Annotated in this window: 17 protein-coding genes; 7 read left to right on the forward strand and 10 right to left on the reverse strand. The window is 64.8% G+C overall.

Features of this window, described 5'->3' with window-relative positions; all coding sequences use genetic code 11:
• Positions 1-215: 215 nt before the first annotated feature.
• From acnB to BO74_RS04750, 7 genes are all read right to left on the reverse strand, one after another.
• The gene (gene acnB, locus BO74_RS04720) at positions 216-2,813 is read right to left on the reverse strand and encodes a bifunctional aconitate hydratase 2/2-methylisocitrate dehydratase (protein WP_496440428.1); all 2,598 of its coding nucleotides are present in this window, start codon (positions 2,811-2,813) and stop codon (positions 216-218) included.
• Positions 2,814-2,954: 141 nt separating this feature from the next.
• Positions 2,955-3,167 carry an RNA-binding S4 domain-containing protein gene (locus BO74_RS04725; protein ID WP_496440430.1) on the reverse strand — a complete coding sequence of 71 codons (213 nt, stop codon included), beginning with the start codon at positions 3,165-3,167 and terminating at the stop codon, positions 2,955-2,957.
• Between the two features lie 10 nt (positions 3,168-3,177).
• Positions 3,178-3,513 (reverse strand): YkgJ family cysteine cluster protein, encoded by a 336-nt coding sequence (locus tag BO74_RS04730; protein WP_496440432.1) that lies wholly within the window; start codon positions 3,511-3,513, stop codon positions 3,178-3,180.
• 704 nt (positions 3,514-4,217) lie between these two features.
• Positions 4,218-4,808: an LOG family protein gene (locus tag BO74_RS04735; protein WP_496440433.1), complete on the reverse strand. Its 591-nt coding sequence runs from the start codon at positions 4,806-4,808 to the stop codon at positions 4,218-4,220.
• Between the two features lie 57 nt (positions 4,809-4,865).
• Positions 4,866-5,531 carry a tRNA (guanine(46)-N(7))-methyltransferase TrmB gene (trmB, locus tag BO74_RS04740; RefSeq protein ID WP_496440435.1) on the reverse strand — a complete coding sequence of 222 codons (666 nt, stop codon included), beginning with the start codon at positions 5,529-5,531 and terminating at the stop codon, positions 4,866-4,868.
• Positions 5,532-5,537: 6 nt separating this feature from the next.
• A complete protein-coding gene (locus tag BO74_RS04745) occupies positions 5,538-6,494 on the reverse strand; it encodes a tRNA dihydrouridine synthase (RefSeq protein WP_496440437.1) in 957 nt (318 codons plus the stop codon).
• Positions 6,495-6,500: 6 nt separating this feature from the next.
• On the reverse strand, positions 6,501-7,529 hold the full coding sequence (locus tag BO74_RS04750) for a GGDEF domain-containing protein (RefSeq protein ID WP_496440439.1): 1,029 nt from the start codon (positions 7,527-7,529) through the stop codon (positions 6,501-6,503).
• A gap of 80 nt (positions 7,530-7,609) precedes the next feature.
• Here BO74_RS04750 and BO74_RS04755 point away from each other — a divergent pair, with 80 nt between their 5' ends.
• Entirely contained in the window at positions 7,610-8,074 is a 465-nt protein-coding gene (locus BO74_RS04755; protein WP_496440441.1) for a putative toxin-antitoxin system toxin component, PIN family, read from the forward strand.
• Positions 8,075-8,218: 144 nt separating this feature from the next.
• Here the strand turns inward: BO74_RS04755 and yaaA are convergent, their stop codons facing one another.
• The gene (yaaA, locus tag BO74_RS04760) at positions 8,219-8,995 is read right to left on the reverse strand and encodes a peroxide stress protein YaaA (protein ID WP_496440442.1); all 777 of its coding nucleotides are present in this window, start codon (positions 8,993-8,995) and stop codon (positions 8,219-8,221) included.
• 126 nt (positions 8,996-9,121) lie between these two features.
• On the opposite strand from yaaA, the gene BO74_RS04765 reads away from it, so the two are divergent.
• Genes BO74_RS04765 through bioD form a run of 6 tightly spaced genes read left to right on the forward strand, consistent with a single transcriptional unit; the run spans position 9,122 to position 14,987 of the window.
• Positions 9,122-10,297 carry a DUF2863 family protein gene (locus BO74_RS04765; RefSeq protein ID WP_496440444.1) on the forward strand — a complete coding sequence of 392 codons (1,176 nt, stop codon included), beginning with the start codon at positions 9,122-9,124 and terminating at the stop codon, positions 10,295-10,297.
• 5 nt (positions 10,298-10,302) lie between these two features.
• Positions 10,303-11,637, forward strand: coding sequence for an adenosylmethionine--8-amino-7-oxononanoate transaminase (gene bioA / locus BO74_RS04770; protein ID WP_496440445.1), 1,335 nt, complete (start codon positions 10,303-10,305; stop codon positions 11,635-11,637).
• Positions 11,634-12,797 carry an 8-amino-7-oxononanoate synthase gene (gene bioF, locus BO74_RS04775; protein WP_496440446.1) on the forward strand — a complete coding sequence of 388 codons (1,164 nt, stop codon included), beginning with the start codon at positions 11,634-11,636 and terminating at the stop codon, positions 12,795-12,797. The genes bioA and bioF overlap by 4 nt, the downstream gene beginning before the upstream one ends.
• Positions 12,794-13,543 carry an alpha/beta fold hydrolase gene (locus tag BO74_RS04780; RefSeq protein ID WP_496440448.1) on the forward strand — a complete coding sequence of 250 codons (750 nt, stop codon included), beginning with the start codon at positions 12,794-12,796 and terminating at the stop codon, positions 13,541-13,543. Before bioF ends, BO74_RS04780 begins: the two co-directional genes overlap by 4 nt.
• Positions 13,524-14,297, forward strand: a complete 774-nt coding sequence (bioC, locus tag BO74_RS04785) for a malonyl-ACP O-methyltransferase BioC (RefSeq protein ID WP_496440449.1) — start codon at positions 13,524-13,526, stop codon at positions 14,295-14,297. The genes BO74_RS04780 and bioC overlap by 20 nt, the downstream gene beginning before the upstream one ends.
• Before the next feature lie 9 nt (positions 14,298-14,306).
• Entirely contained in the window at positions 14,307-14,987 is a 681-nt protein-coding gene (gene bioD, locus BO74_RS04790; protein WP_496440451.1) for a dethiobiotin synthase, read from the forward strand.
• On the opposite strand, the gene BO74_RS04795 is transcribed toward bioD, so the two are convergent.
• A complete protein-coding gene (locus tag BO74_RS04795) occupies positions 14,984-15,331 on the reverse strand; it encodes an Hpt domain-containing protein (protein WP_496440452.1) in 348 nt (115 codons plus the stop codon). The genes bioD and BO74_RS04795 overlap by 4 nt on opposite strands.
• Positions 15,331-16,413, reverse strand: a complete 1,083-nt coding sequence (locus BO74_RS04800) for an HD domain-containing phosphohydrolase (RefSeq protein WP_496440454.1) — start codon at positions 16,411-16,413, stop codon at positions 15,331-15,333. Before BO74_RS04800 ends, BO74_RS04795 begins: the two co-directional genes overlap by 1 nt.
• Positions 16,414-16,460 lie beyond the last annotated feature (47 nt).

Raw genomic sequence — 16,460 nt, forward strand, 5'->3', positions numbered from 1 at the left:
CAACGCAATTCATGCTTCGACACGCGACTGGTGATCTGGAATCAGCATAGATGACCCGCCCGTGTTTTGCGATGCATCGGTTCATTGAGGCATCTCACCGGAATGTGTCCCCTAAAAAGCACAGCCCGGCAAGCATTACGCCTGTCGGGCTGTTGTTCGGCCCCCCCGGGTGTAGACCGGGGCGAAACCGGGATCGCGCTGGGAGCGGAGGGCGCTTACACCGTCACGCTTTCCGCCGCTTCCTTGAACTCCTCGATCTGGTCGAAGTTCATGTAGCGATAGACATCCGCCGCCTTGGCATTGACCGCCTGGATCTGCTCCATGTACTCGGCCACGGTCGGGATCTTGCCCATCAGCGCGCACATCGCCGCCAGCTCGGCCGATCCGAGATAAACCAGCGTGTCGATGCCCAGGCGGTTCGGGAAGTTGCGCGTCGAGGTCGACATCGCCGTGCTGCCCTTCTTCACCTGCGCCTGATTTCCCATGCACAGCGAACAGCCCGGCATTTCCATGCGCGCGCCGCTCTTGCCGAGCACGCCGTAGTAGCCTTCCTCGGAGAGGATCATGGCGTCCATCTTGGTCGGCGGAGCAATCCACAGGCGGGTCGGGATGTCCGACTTGCCGTCGAGGACCTTGCCAGCGGCGCGGAAGTGGCCGATGTTGGTCATGCACGAGCCGATGAAGACTTCGTCGATCTTGGCACCGGCGACTTCGGACAGCAGCTTGACGTCGTCCGGATCGTTCGGGCAGGCGACGATCGGCTCCTTGATCTCGGCGAGATCGATCTCGATCACGGCGGCGTACTCGGCGTCGGCATCGGCCTTGAGCAGTTGCGGATTGGCGATCCAGTCCTCCATCGCCTTGACGCGGCGGGCCAGCGCCTTGGCATCCTGGTAGCCGTTGGCGATCATCCACTTCAGCAACGTGGCGTTCGAACGCAGGTACTCGATGATCGGCTCCTTGTTCAGCTGCACGGTACAGGCGGCGGCGGAGCGCTCGGCCGAGGCGTCGGTCAATTCGAAGGCCTGCTCGACCTTGAGATCCGGCAGCCCTTCGATTTCAAGGATGCGGCCGTTGAAGACGTTCTTCTTGCCCTTCTTCTCGACGGTCATCAAGCCTTGCTTGATGGCGTAGTAGGGAATGGCGTTGACCAGGTCGCGCAGGGTGATGCCGGGATTCATCTGCCCCTTGAAGCGCACCAGCACCGATTCCGGCATGTCCAGCGGCATGGTGCCAGTGGCGGCAGCGAAGGCCACCAGTCCGGAACCGGCCGGGAAGGAAATGCCGATCGGGAAGCGGGTGTGCGAATCGCCGCCGGTGCCGACGGTATCCGGCAGGCACATGCGGTTCAGCCAGCTGTGGATGACGCCGTCGCCCGGACGCAGCGAAACGCCGGAACGGTTGGTGATGAAGCCGGGCAGCGTACGGTGGGTCTTGATGTCGACCAGCTTCGGATACGCGGCGGTGTGGCAGAACGACTGCATGACGAGGTCGGCCGAGAAGCCGAGGCAGGCCAGATCCTTCAGTTCGTCGCGGGTCATCGGGCCGGTGGTGTCCTGCGACCCGACGGTGGTCATCTTCGGCTCGCAGTAGGCGTTCGGGCGGACGCCCTTGCCTTCCGGAAGGCCACAGGCACGGCCGACCATCTTCTGCGCCAGCGAGAAGCCCTTGCCGGTATCGACAGGTTCCTGCGGCATCTTGAACAGCGTCGAGGGCGGCAGGCCGAGCGCTTCGCGGGCACGCGCCGTCAGGCCGCGGCCGATGATCAGCGGGATGCGGCCGCCGGCACGCACTTCATCGAGGATGACCGGAGTCTTCAACTGCGATTCGGCGATGACCTGGCCGTTCTTCAGCGCGACGACCTTGGTCGTGGCGGCATCGATCTTCAGCTCGATCTCGTCGCCCATTTCCATTTGCGCGACATCGATTTCGACCGGTAGCGCACCGGCGTCTTCCAGCGTGTTGTAGAAGATCGGCGCAATCTTGGAGCCGAGCGCCACGCCACCGAAACGCTTGTTCGGCACGAAGGGGATGTCCTCGCCGGTCCACCACAGCACCGAATTGGCCGCCGACTTGCGCGAGGAACCGGTACCGACTACGTCGCCGACGTAGGCGATCAGGTTGCCCTTCCTGGCCAGCACTTCGAGCTGCTGGATCGGGCCGCGGACGCCCGCCTGGTCCGGCTCGATGCCGGCGCGCGGGTTCTTCAGCATGGCAAGGGCGTGCAGCGGAATATCCGGACGGGTCGTCGCATCCGGCGCCGGCGACAGGTCGTCCGTGTTGGTTTCGCCGGTGACCTTGAACACCGTCAGCTTCTGGCTGGAGGGCACTTCCGGGCGCGAGGTGAACCATTCGGCGTCGGCCCAGGACTGGACGACAGCCTTGGCGTTGGCGACGCCCTGGTCGGCCAACGCCTTGACGTCGTTGAAGAAATCGAACACCAGCAGCGTCTTTTTCAGGGCCTCGGCAGCGACGGCGCCGACTTCGGCATCGGCCAGCACGTCGATCAGCGGCTTGACGTTGTAACCGCCGAGCATGGTGCCGAGCAGTTCGGTCGCCTTGGCGCGGGAGATCAGCGGACAGGAGGCTTCTCCCTTGGCCAGTTTGGCCAGGAATTCGGCCTTGACCTTCGCGGCGTCATCCACGCCGGCCGGGACACGATAGGTGATCAGTTCGACGAGCGTCTGCTCCTCGCCTTGGGGCGGGTTCTTGAGCAGTTCGATCAATTCCTGCGTCTGCTTGGCACTCAACGGCAGCGGCGGAATGCCTTGGGCGGCGCGTTCAGCTACGTGTGCGCGATACGATTCCAGCATGAGAACGTCCTTTCAGAAAAGTCAAAAAATGGGAAAGCCCGAATGTTCTGGACGGCCATTGTACGGCCCTGTCATGCCCCTGCACGCCTTTGGCAACTTGATATTATTGCAGCAGGTATTGCGGATTGTGCACGAAACGCACTAAGCGACAAGCAGCACCGTTTCCCCTGCATAATCGACCCGCTGGCCCGGACGCAGCTTGGCCCGCTTGCGCGTTTCAACCTGTCCGTCCACACGAACGTTACCTGCGTCGATCTCGGCATGCGCCATACCTCCCGAGTGACACAACCCGGTCGTCTTGAGCAGTTGATCGAGCTGGATGTACTCACCGCGAACCTGAAGTGAAATGGACATGGGCGTGGCCTCAAAGTTCAAGCGGCGGGAGACCGTAGCGGCGACGCGCCCGGTCACAATCGTCGTCGCCGATGCCGAGTGGCGCATACGGCGCGAAATCGCGGCATGGCCCGGGCCGCTCACGATAGATCGAACAGCGCACGCTGCGGCCGATCTCGCCTTCGAGGGCAATACAGCGCGGCGGTGCGTCGTCGGTACCGCACATGCGCACCAGCGTCGCGGTCAACGGGATCGTCATGTCTTCGGGAACACCGCTCTTTCCCGGCGAAGCCAGGTCCTGGCGGTGGAAATCGACACGAAAGGCGGCGCAACAGGCGCCACAACTCAGGCAAGGATGTTCAGGCACGTTTCTGACTTCTACTGTAAAAAAACGCGCAGATTGTCGCGCAGCACCGCGTTTGTCGCAAACGTCCCGCCAGACTCATTCAACCCGGATTATCCATTTGCTATTTTTCTTGGTTGTTTGTGACCTCTGACGTGGTTGGTGGCTGAGCCGCTGGGTTCCGCGCCTGACGCGCGGGTAGCTTTTTCTTGTTTCGCCAAGAAAAAGTTACCAAAAAGAAGGCGACCCCCGGTCGGCGCCCCGCCTGCGGCGGGGTGCCCTGCGCTACTCGCCCTGAGCGGGGGCTGCGCAACTCGGGCTTCGCCCTCAAACAGTGCTCGCCCACAACCCCGCTCAAGCCTCCGTTGCTCGGCGCCTCTCAGGGGGATGCTCAAAACCATCGGATTTTCACCGCCATCGCATCAAACTCCACTCGGTTTTCCTCTTGCCCTCTGCGTCGTCGAGCAGCGCAGGGCGCAACGGGAAAAAGGGCGAGGACTGTTTGAGGGCCGCAGGCCCGAGTTCCGCAGCCCCCCGTTGCACCCGAGCAGCGCAGAGTACCCGGCAACGCCGGGCGACGCAGCGGGCGCGCCTTCTTCTTGGGTACTTCTTCTTGGCAAAACAAGAAGAAGTGCCTCGCCGGTCAGCGGCGAAAACCAGCGATTCACCAACCTCCCACGCCTGAGATCACAAACAGCCAGGAGACACAGCAAATAGACAATCCGGGCTCAACGTCCCTCCGGGGAAAGTTTCTGCGTCAGCCAGTCGCCCTGCGGCGCCGCGTACGCGCGCATCGACTGCAACAGTTGCGCAGGATCCCCGGCCACGCGCAGCAACTCGACGTGCTCCGGCTTCACGAAACCTTCACCAGACATGTGCCGCACCATCGCGACGAGCGGATCGAAAAACCCGTTGACGTTCAACAAACCGACCGGCTTGGTGTGGATGTGCAATTGCGCCCAGGTGACAATCTCGAACAGTTCGTCGAGCGTGCCGAAACCGCCCGGCAGCGCGACGAAGCCGTCCGCCCGATCGGCCATCGCCGCCTTGCGCGCGTGCATGCTGTCGACGACGATCATCTCGCTCGCGTGCGGATGCGCCAGTTCGCGCTCGGCCATGAACGTGGGGATCACCCCGAAAACCCGTCCGCCGGCTTCGAGCACGCCGTCGGCGACAACGCCCATCAGCCCGACGTGCCCACCGCCCCAGATCAGCTCGATATTTTCTCTGGCCAGCAAGCGGCCGAACGACGCCGCCGCCTCGACATACCTGGCATCGCGTCCCGAGGACGCCCCACAAAAAACGCAAATCGAATGCATGACTCACCACCCCGGACAAAAGCGGATTATCCCCGCATCGACCGCGAGCGGCCAGCGTCAGGGCAAATCGACGACGGCGCGGTACAGACGATGTCCCGAATCGCGATATTTGCGTTCGAAGGGTGTCAGCGGCTGCGCGGCGTCGAAGGCTTCGCAGGCCATCGGGCAACCCGTCAAGGTCGTCACCGCCAGGCAGAACTCGTCGACGTAGATCCGCCAGTTGCTGCGGCATTCCAGCCGACCGCCGAGTTCGAGCATCGCCGGGAAGACCGGATGGCCGTGCCAGCGCCTTGAGAGGTGGCCGATCTTCGGCCAGGGATTGGGGTAAAGCAGATAGTGGCGCGACAATCGGACACCGGCGTCGCGCATCAATCGCCAGTAGTCGACGAGATCGGCACGCACCAGATCGAGATTCGGCGGCAACATTGCCGCATCAAAGCGTCCGAGACGCGCTTCGGACTGATCGACGCCGATCACGTAATGATCGGGAAACGCCCGGGCCAGCGCGATCGAGCTTTCGCCGACACCGCAGCAGGAATCGAGGATCAGCGGCGCGTTCGCCGCTTCGCGTTCGCGCCGTTCGGAACTCGCCTCGAACGCGGCGCGGTTGTAATCGGCGTACGGCTTGCGGAACGGCGTATGGCGATGGCGCTCCAGCAGGCGGGCGAGTTGCTCGTGGACGCCCGTCTGGGCGCTGGTGGGCACGCGGGAGTTGGCGCGCATGACGGACTAAGCCAACCGTAGGCTAGCGGCCAACACCGCATCGACGTCAGCCACCGAGGTCAGTGAACGAATGCGGCAGTACAACGATTCAGCCTGCGGATAACAGCGGCGGAGCGAGTTCAACCACAGCTTCAGCCGGCCTGGTGCATGCCGGGGGACGACGCACAGCTTCACCCGGTGCCAGAATTCGTCGAGCAGCGGCGCCAGCTCGCGCCATTCGGCATCGCGGTCCGCAGCGCCTCCAGCGGCACGGATGCGGCGGGCGAGAAACGGGTCTGCAACCGCCCCGCGTCCGATCATCACATCGTCGCAACCGGTCAACTCCCGGCAACGACGGTAGTCGGACTCCGACCACACCTCGCCGTTGGCCACCACCGGCACTGACACCGTTTCGCGCACCCGCGCAATCCACTCCCAGTGCGCCGGCGGACGATAACCCTGCTCCTTGGTTCGCGCGTGCACAACCAACGAAGCAATACCGCCGGATTCGAGTGCCGCTGCACAGGCCAGCGTCTTGCCCGTATCGGCCACGCCAAGACGCATTTTTGCAGTCACCGGAATTCTGTGCGGCACCGCACCGCGCACCGAGGCGGCGATGCATGCCATAAGCGCGGGATCTTCGAGCAACATGGCACCACCGCCGTGGCGATTGACCGTCGGTGCAGGACAACCGAAGTTCAGGTCGATCCCGGCCGGGCCGAGTTCGGCGAGCCGGGCCGCCGATTCGGCCATCCGCTCCGGATGACTGCCGAGCAACTGGACGAAAACGGGGATACCGGCAGGCGTGCGACTGCCGTTTAGCAATTCCGGGCAGACGCGCCGAAAGGTACGCAACGGCAAGCGGGTGCCCGTCACGCGCACGAATTCCGACACGGCACCATCATAGCCACCCACACGCGTAAGCAGATCACGCAGCAGGCTGTCGGCCAATCCCTCCATGGGGGCCAGAATGATCTTGCCCATCTGAAATCAACCGAACAGTGCGTCGATATCCAGATCGTCGGCGCCCCACGCCGTCGCCGGCTCGGTACGGACGATCTCTCCTTCAGCAAGCAGGGACTCGTAGCCACACACCCGGTTGCGGCCATGCTCCTTGGCATAGTAGAGCGCCTCGTCGGCCCGACCGAGGGCGTCGGTAGGCACGTCGAGAGACGACACTGCGGTGAATCCGATCGAACACGTCACCTGACCGACCTGGGGAAATTCATGCTCCTCGACGGAGCGGCGCAAACGCTCGAAACCGGCTGCCGCCAGCTGTACATCATCCGCATTGAGGATCACCACGAATTCTTCGCCTCCGAAGCGGAACAGGCGGTCGCCGTCGCGGAACGTCCGGCGCATCAGATCGCCCATGCGCAACAACACTTCGTCGCCAAAAAGATGGCCGAAGGAATCGTTGATCCGCTTGAAGTGATCGATATCGACGACGCACAGCCAGGCCGGCGAGTCGTTCACCTCGTCGTGGCGCCGCTCGTTGCACGGCAGGCATTCGCAGCGCGGCGCCAAGGCTGCCGTCAGCAGGCGGTCGAAGGTCTCATCGAAGGTCTTGCGGTTAAGCAGGCGCGTCAGCGAATCCAGTTCGCTGTAATCGAGCATGCGGATCTGATTGCCGAAGATGCGCACCAACATCTCCACGCCAGCGGAATGATCGTTCGATACCGGAACGTCGCTGCCAAACGCCAGAATCAGATCCTCGTCGCACAACTCCGACGACTGGAGCCGGAGGGCGCCACAATGCCGACCGGCGTCGCTGCGCAGCACCATCCCGTCGCTCCCGGCAGCGTCGACGATGATCTCCGGCCACGGCGCCGCGTTGGGGCTGACGGTCGTCGTGCCGTTGCAGACGCGAACCCCCATCCCGCGGCGTGCATCGCGCGAGAAAACGCCGACCTGCGTACGCTCACCGAGCAGCGACGCTACCGCGCCGACCAGGATCGACGGCAGCCGGGCGCGATCACGGCAGGAGGAAATCGACTCAACGCTTTGCAGGATGGGCAACACGGTCTGGTAAAAAAGGCGCTGTGGGATAATTTGCTGATTTTATTTGGTCAGGCCAGCGACCACAACACCTTTCAACGATGCCAAACGCCTTCGCCGAACCACCTGTTCCCGTTGTACTCGACACCAACATCGTCATGGACATGCTGCATTTCGGCGATCCGCGCACGGCTTGGCTTCGTGAGTCGATCGCCGGCGAGCAAATACAGTGCTTCAGCGACAGCAGCTGTCTGGCGGAACTCGAACGCGTCGCCGCCTACCCGCAGTTCCGGCTCAGCGAAGAGGAACAGCGGGTTCTGCTGCACACTTGGCGCGGCCTCGTCACGCTCTGCGAAGCGGGCGACGACAGTGCGGCTCCGGCGCTCCCCCGCTGCCGCGACGCCGACGACCAGAAATTCCTCGAACTGGCCGCCCGCTGCCGCGCCAAGGTACTCATCACGCGCGACAAGGAACTGCTGCGCCTGGCCCGCCCTCGCCGGATGCCGGCGCCGTTCGCCATCGGCACCGCCGAGGAAGCCGGGCGACTAGCAGGCTGTCGGGCTTGATGGGTCGAAGCGAAAAAAGCGGGGGGCGAGAACAGTTTTTTTACGGATTTCAAGCGAATAGTCGTTCTATTCGCGCCGAAATGCGGGAAAAAATGGGCCGCCCTCCCACTTTTTGCAGCCGACTCGGTCAAGTCCGACAGCCTGCTACTCCTTGAGCTTGCGCCGGAACACCCAGCGCGCGCCGTCTGACGCCGCCGGATCGAAGGTGTAGCCCTCTTCAGCAAAGTCGCGCAGGCCCGTGGGCTCAACGAGGCGCCGGACGATCGCGTAGCGCGCCATCAATCCTCGTGCGCGCTTGGCGTAGAAGCTCACCACCTTGTACCGCCCGCCGCTCCAGTCCTCGAACACCGGCTGGATGACCGATGCCGCCAGCGTCTTTGGCTTGACCGACTTGAAGTACTCGGTCGATGCCAGATTGACCACTTCCGCCGCGCCGGCCTCGCGCAGGGCAGCGTTCAGTGCCGCGGTGATCCGCTCGCCCCAGAAGGCGTAGAGATCCTTGCCGCGAGGATTGTCGAGGCGAATGCCCATTTCGAGCCGGTAGGGCAGCATCAGGTCGAGCGGGCGCAACAGACCATAAAGCCCGGAGAGGACGCGCAGATGCGCCTGGGCGAAGCGCAGATCGTCCCCGGACAGTGACGGCGCATCGAGCCCCTCATAGACGTCGCCGTTGAATGCCAGCACCGCCTGTTTGGCTTTCCCCGGCGCGAACGGCACGGCCCAGTCCTGGTAACGCGAGACGTTGAGCGCCGCCAGTTGATCGCTGATGCCCATCAGCGACGCCACCTCCGCCGGTGACAACTGCCGCAGCCGATCGATCAACAGTTGCGATTGATCGAGGAAACCGGGCAGCGACGCCTCCGTGGTCGTCGGCGGCGTCTGGTAGTCGAGGGATTTGGCGGGCGAAAGCAGGATGATCATGAACAAGTCCGTAAGGCAGGAAAAACAAGACCGGCACGGCGATGCACGCGTTGCGTACATCCGCAAGCGAAGCGCGGCACAGCGCTTGTTACAATAGCCGATTATTTGAATCACTGGAATTTCACGATGAAACGCAACCGCCTCTCCTCCCGCAAACGCATGTCCTCCGACGCCACCGAACTCGGGCGCCTGGCCACCGGCCTTGCGGAAGCCGGCGGGCGCCTCGAGCGCGAATTCTGGGAGCGGCAACTCGTCGACCTGATCGACCGCATCCTGCAGGATGGCGGCGAGGACGACCTCAACGCCGCGCTCGACCGCCTGTTCGACTCGCACGCCGCGGCGCACGACTGCCTCGCCGACACCATCGAGGCGCGGGCCGAATCGTGTGTGCTGACGCATCAGGGGCAGGACTACGACATCATGCTGTTCAATTCCCCGCTGCTGGCCTGGTCGCGCTTCTCGATCCCCGCCGGCACCATCCCCGGCGGCACGCTGGAAGCACTCAAGGTGCAGCTCGGCGCGCACGTATTTTCCGGTGCCGCGCAGATCACGCTGATCGATTACCTGTACAGCCCCGACCAGCTGCCGCGCAGCTTCGTCGATACCTGGCAGCTGATGCGCGACCTCGGCGGCGCCGCACTGTGCAACCAGGCGCCGGCGCTCGACGTTTCGGCCCTGCCCGAAACCAACCAGTTTCTCTCCGACACCCGCTACCTGATCGGCGCTGTCGCCGTCCCGCGTGGCATGCCGCTGTTCCGCTGGAACGAGCAGGACGGCGTCACCCGCGAATCAGCACTGAAGGAATGGATCAAGCAGGGCTGCCCGTCGCTGGAACCGCTGCTCGCCGGCTGCGCTTTCCAGCCGCTGCTCGCCGATGCCTACCACGCCGCCTGCCGCCTCGCCGACATGGCCTCGCGCCCGTACTCGCTGCGCGCCTCGGTCGCCTTCCTGCAGACAACGCTCGGCAAGCCGGCCGAATCGCTGCGCGCGATCATCGGCGGCTTCCACGACAAGCGGCTGGAGGAATACCGCATCGGTTTCGGTCCGCGTGACGAGGACATCGTCTATCACGGCGTGGTCTGGCCGCTGCTCGGTAGCGAGGATGAAGCGACCGACGTCGTCGGTGAAGTCGAAAACCTCCTGCGCGAATCCGGCATCAAGGAAGTCGTCGTGCACAATCAGCAGTTTCCGTTCGAGTTCTGCGACGACTGCGGCGCGCCGCTCTATCCGAACGTCGAGGGCGAAACGGTGCATGCCGAAATGCCCGACCTCGGCAACGCGCCGTCGCAAACCCTGCACTGACTACCATGAACAACGCCGACCTGCTCCAGCGCAGCCTCGCCGCCGTCTGGCATCCGTGCACGCAGATGAAACAGCATTCCGGCGGCCGCGATGCGGAACTGCCGCTGATCCCGATCGCCCGCGGTCAAGGCGCCTGGCTTTACGACTTCGATGGCCGGCGCTATCTCGACGGGATCAGCTCCTGGTGGGTCAACCTTTTCGGCCACGCCAATCCGCGCATCAACGCCGCGCTGCGCGCGCAGCTCGACGAACTGGAGCACGTCATCCTCGCCGGCTTCACGCACCAGCCGGTCGTCGAGCTCTCGGAACGCCTGTCGGCGCTGACCGGTGGCGCGCTGGGCCATTGCTTCTACGCCTCCGACGGCGCCTCGGCGACCGAGATCGCGCTGAAGATGTCGTTCCACAGCTGGCGCAACCGCGGGCGCGAGAAGAAACAGGATTTCCTCTGTCTCGAAGGCAGCTACCACGGCGAAACCGTCGGCGCGCTGGCCGTCACCGACGTGGCGATCTTCAAGGACGCCTACGCACCGCTGGTACGCAGCGCCGCCACCGTGCCGACGCCGGATGCACGCCGCGCCGAACCGGGCGAAACGCCGGCCGACGTCGCCCGCCGCGCCGCCGCTGCGCTCGAAAAGCACCTGGAAGCGCATCACGAAACGATTGCCGCCTTCATCGTCGAGCCGCTGATCCAGTGCGCCAGCGGCATGGTCATGTACGACCCGGAGTATCTGCGCCTCGCCCGCGCCCTCTGCGATCGCTACGAAGTGCATCTGATCTGCGACGAAATCGCCGTCGGCTGCGGCCGCACCGGCACTTTCTTCGCCCATGAGCAAGCCGGTATCAAACCCGACTTCCTCTGCCTGTCGAAAGGCATCTCGGGCGGCTACCTGCCGCTGTCGATCGTCCTCACCACCGACACGGTGTACGCAGCCTTCTACGATGACGCCACCGTGCGCGGCTTCCTGCACTCGCACTCCTACACCGGCAACGCGCTGGCCTGCCGCGCGGCGCTGGCCACGCTCGACATCTTTGCCGAAGACAAGGTGCTGGAGCAGAACATCGTCCGCGCACAGAAACTCGCTGCGACACTCGCCCCGCTCGCTGACTACCCGCAAGTCAGCAATCTGCGCCAGCGCGGCATGATCATCGCCTTCGACGTCGCCTGCGACGACCCGAAGTTCTCGCGCCACTTCTACCGTGCGGCGCTGGAACGCGAGGCGCTGACACGGCCGATCGGCCACACCGTCTATCTGATGCCGCCGTACATCGTCGATGACGAACAAATTGACCATCTGGGCCGCGCAGTCGGTGGCGCCCTCGACGCCACGCTCGCCGCATGATCTGGGACGAACTCGAAAGCGGCCTGGCCGATCTTGAACGAGACGGTCTAAAACGCCGCCGCCGCACGCTCGACGCCCCCTGCGGCCCACTGGCGCGGGTCGACGGACGCGAACTGATCAGCTTCTGCAGCAACGACTACCTCGGCCTCGCCAACGACCCGGCGCTGGTCGAAGCGGCGTGCGCCGGCGCACGCCGCTGGGGCGTCGGCAGCGGGGCCTCGCACCTCGTCAGCGGCCATCTGACACCGCACGAATTGCTGGAGGAAAAGCTCGCCGCGTTCACCGGCTTCGACCGTGCCCTGCTGTTCTCGACCGGCTACATGGCCAACCTCGGCATCGTCGTCGCGCTGGTCGGACGCGGCGATGCGGTGTTCGCCGACAAGCTCAACCACGCCTCGCTGATCGACGCGGTGCAACTCTCCCGCGCCGACCACGAACGCTACCCGCACGGCGACCTTGCCGCCCTCGAACGACTGCTCGCGGCCAGCACGGCCAAGCGCAAGCTGATCCTCACCGACGCCGTGTTCAGCATGGACGGCGACCTTGCGCCACTGCCCCAGCTACTGCAACTGGCGGAACGCTTCGACGCCTGGCTGGTGGTCGACGACGCGCACGGCTTCGGCGTGCTCGGCGACCAGGGCCGCGGCAGCCTCAGCCACTTCGACATACCGGCCAACCCGCGCCTGATCTACATGGGAACGCTGGGGAAAGCCGCCGGCGCCTCGGGCGCGTTCGTCGCCGGCTCGGAGACAGTCATCGAATGGCTGCTGCAGCGGGCGCGCACCTACATCTTCACCACCGGTTCCAGCCCGATCATCGCCTGCGCCCTGCTGGCCAGCCTGGAACTGATCGAACGGGGCGACGAGCGGCGCCGCCACCTGCACCGGCTGACCGATACGCTGCGCGCCGGACTCGCCGGATCGCGCTGGCAGCTGATGCCGTCGCCGACAGCGATCCAGCCGGTGATCATCGGCGACAACCACGAAGCGCTGCGCGTCGCCCTCGCCCTTTTCGAGCGCGGCCTGTGGGTCCCGGCAATCCGTCCGCCGACGGTGCTGAAAGGCACGGCGCGGCTGCGCGTCTCGCTCAGTTCGGCGCACAGCGAAACGCAGGTGCAACTGCTCGTCGACGCGCTGCGCGAACTGGAGGATCCGGCATGAACCGCCCCGATCTCGTGTTGCTGCACGGCTGGGGCCTCGGCCGCACGGTATGGTCGCCCTGCCTGCCGGTGCTGGCGGAAACGGTCGCGCCACGATTCGCCGACCTGCCCGGCTATGGCGACAGCCCTGAGCGCGGGCAAACCTTCATGGAAGCCGCGCAAGCGCTGGCAGACACACTTTCGCCCGGCGCCACGCTCTGCGGCTGGTCGCTCGGCAGCCTGCTGGCGCTGCAGGCCACGCAACTCGCGCCGGAGCGCGTCGGCCGGCTGATCCTGGTCGGCGCGACGCCCTGCTTCGCGCAGCGCGACGATTGGCCCGCGGCGCAACCGCCCGCGCTGCTCGACGAATTCTCATCCGCCGTGGCTAACGATGCCAAAACCACGCTGCAACGTTTCGTCGCCGTCACCAATCAGGGCGATGCCAAGGCGCGCAGCATCGGCCGGGAGATCGCACGAACGGTGTTCTCCAACCCACTGCCGTCGACCGAAACCCTGCTCGCCGGCCTTGGCTGGCTGCGCGATGTCGACCTTCGCAACATCGTCACCGGAATCGCCTGCCCGGTGCTGCTGATCCACGGCGAAAACGATCCGCTGATGCCGCTGGCCGCCGCGCACTGGCTGGCCGACCAATTGCCGCAAGCCGAACTCGAGATCTTCCCGGGCGCGGCGCACGCGCCCTTCCTCAACGACCCCGAACGCTTCGCCCGCCGTATCGGCGCTTTCCTCCATGCCCCTGAGTTCGCTTAAGCAACGCGTCCGCGACGCCTTCGACCGCGCGGCAGCCACCTACGACGGCGCCGCCGTGGTGCAGCGTCGCGTCTGCGAGAGGCTGCAGGCGGCACTGATCTGGACTGCCGAACCGCCACAACGCATTCTCGACGCCGGCTGCGGCACCGGCTACGGCGCCCGCCTGCTGCGCGCCCGCTGGCCGCAGGCGCAGATCGCCGGCGTCGATTTCGCCCCGGCCATGGTTACCGCCGCACGAAACACCTTCGATTGCTGCCAGGCCGCCGACATCGAGAAACTGCCGTTCGCAGCGGCGAATTTCGACCTCTGGTGGTCCAGCCTGTCGATCCAGTGGTGCCACGCCGACATCGTCTTCCAGGAAGCGGCACGCGTCCTCCGTCCGGGCGGGCAGATCGCGTTCAGCACGCTCTGCCCCGACACCTTCGCCGAGCTGCGCGCCGCCTTCGCCGGCATCGACCAGCACCGCCACACCCTGCCGTTCAACGAACCCGACAGGCTGCATACAGCGCTGGACGCCGCCGGCCTGCGCGATATCCGCCTGATGCGCGAACGGCACACCATCTACTACCCCGACCTCAAATCGCTGCTGCGCTCGATCAAGGACATCGGCGCGCAGAACGTCGGCGACGGCAACCGCCAAGGCATGATGGGCCGCGCCGCCTGGCGCAAGGTCGAAGCCGCCTACGAACAATTCCGCACGCCGGCCGGGCTGCCGGCGAGCTACGACGTCCTGTTGGGGTATGCACAAAAATGAGGCAAGCAAATGAGTGACCAAGCACACCGCAACGCGCCGGCCTGGTTCGTCGCCGGCACCGATACCGAAGTCGGCAAGACTTTCGCCACCTGCGCGCTGTTGCTGGCCCTGAAACACCGCGGCCAGCGCGCCATCGGCATGAAGCCGGTCGCCGCCGGCACCGGCGCCGACGGCAAGAACGACGACGTCGAACGCCTCGTTGCGGCCTCCGGCGTCGCCGCGCCACGCGAACTGATCAACCCCTATCTTTTCCAGCCGGCGATCGCGCCGCACATTGCCGCTGCCGAAGCCGGCGTCTCGATCGATATCGACCATATCGTCACCGCCTTCGAACAATTGCGCCCGCTGGCCGATGCCGTTCTGGTGGAAGGCGTCGGCGGTTTCTGCGTGCCGCTGGACGAACACAGCGACACCGCCGATCTGGCGGAAAAACTCGGGCTGCCGGTGATCCTCGTTGTCGGCATGCGGCTCGGCTGCATCAATCACGCCCTGCTGAGTTGCCAGGCCATTGCCGCACGCGGCCTGAAACTCGCCGGCTGGATCGCCAACCGCATCGATCCGGCCATGTCGCGTTTCGAGGAAAATCTCGCCGCGTTGCGCGCCCGCATCGACACCCCACTGCTCGGCGTCATTCCCGCCGCCAGCACACCCGAAGCCGCCGCGGCGCTGCTGCAAATTCCCGAACGCTAGTGCCCTGCAGCCAGTTCGGCGATCAGTTGCCGAATGACTGACTCCAGTTCCGCCACCTGTCCCGGCGCGCCGTCGAGTTCCCCCAACGCCGACTGTTCCTCCAGTTGCCAGGCGATTTCACGCCCGCGTTCACAGGAAAAACTGGCCAGCACGCTCTTCACCGTGTGCGCCTCACGCCGCAGTTCGGCTGCATCGCCCGAGGCCAGCGCCACATCGAGCGCCGTGCAGTAGTTTTCTCCCTCGGCAACCAGCATCGCGACGATCTCGGCAATGAGGGCGGTATCGCCGTCGAGTTGCGCCAGCGCCTGTTCCCGGTCGTATATCGGTCCATCACCGAACATCATTACCCCCGCGCACAATTCATTGCCAGCTCGGCAGCCACCAACGGTGGTTCATCCTGATAGCGCGCATGGATATCCAGCACTTCGTCCCAAGCCGCGAAGAAAGCATCGACGCAGGCCGGATCGAGGTGATTGCCCATGTTTTCGCGCAGATACGCCTGGGCGCGCTCGAGCGGCCAGGCCGGTTTGTAGGGACGCACCGAGGTCAGCGCATCGAACACGTCGGCGACGGCGACAATCCGCCCGAATAGTGGAATGGCTTCGCCCTTGATGCCATAGGGATAGCCGGAGCCGTCGAATTTCTCGTGATGCGAGACGGCAATTACCGCCGCCGTCTGAAACACCAGCGATTCGCTGCCGCTGAGCAACTCATGCCCGATCACCGTGTGCCGCTTCATTTCGTCGAATTCTTCCGGCGTCAATTTGCCCGGCTTGAGCAGGATGCCGTCCGGAATGCCTATCTTGCCGATATCGTGCATCGGCGCGGTGCGCAGGATCAGTTCCTGATCGTCGACCGGCAGCCCGAGCCGGCGAGCGATCAGCTGCGAATAATGGGCTATCCGCTGGATGTGGGCACCGGTCTCGGGGTCACGGAATTCGGCGGCACGGGACATCCGGAAGAGCAGTTCCTGCTCGCGCGCATGCACCGCCAGCGTGGCCTTTTCGACCTCCGACGCCAGCCATTCGGCCTTGTCGGCCAGTTTCTTGCGACTGGCGCCGAGAGCCAGCATGTTGCGCACGCGCGCGGAAAACTCGATACGATCGACCGGCTTGGTCAGAAAGTCGGTAGCTCCCCGCTGCAGCGCCTCGTAGCGAACTTCCTTGTCGTCGTTGGCGGTGATCATCAGGATCGGCAGATCCTCGCAACCACCAACCTGGCGCAACCGGGCGATGAACTCGATCCCGTCGAGATCGGGCATCATGTAGTCGACGACGACCAGATCCGGCCGGTTTTCCGAACACCAGGCCAGGCCGCGTGGCGAATCCTGGAACAGCAGCGGTTCGCAGTCGCCCAACCGCCGGACGAGAGCGCTCAACAGGGTCAGGTTTATGTCGCTATCATCGACAATGGCGATCCGGTTCATGCCTTTCTTCTCCTCGTGGCGTCGCGCCAGTATAGCAATCGCCCCAG

The sequence above is a fragment of the Propionivibrio pelophilus DSM 12018 genome, assembly GCF_059569095.1.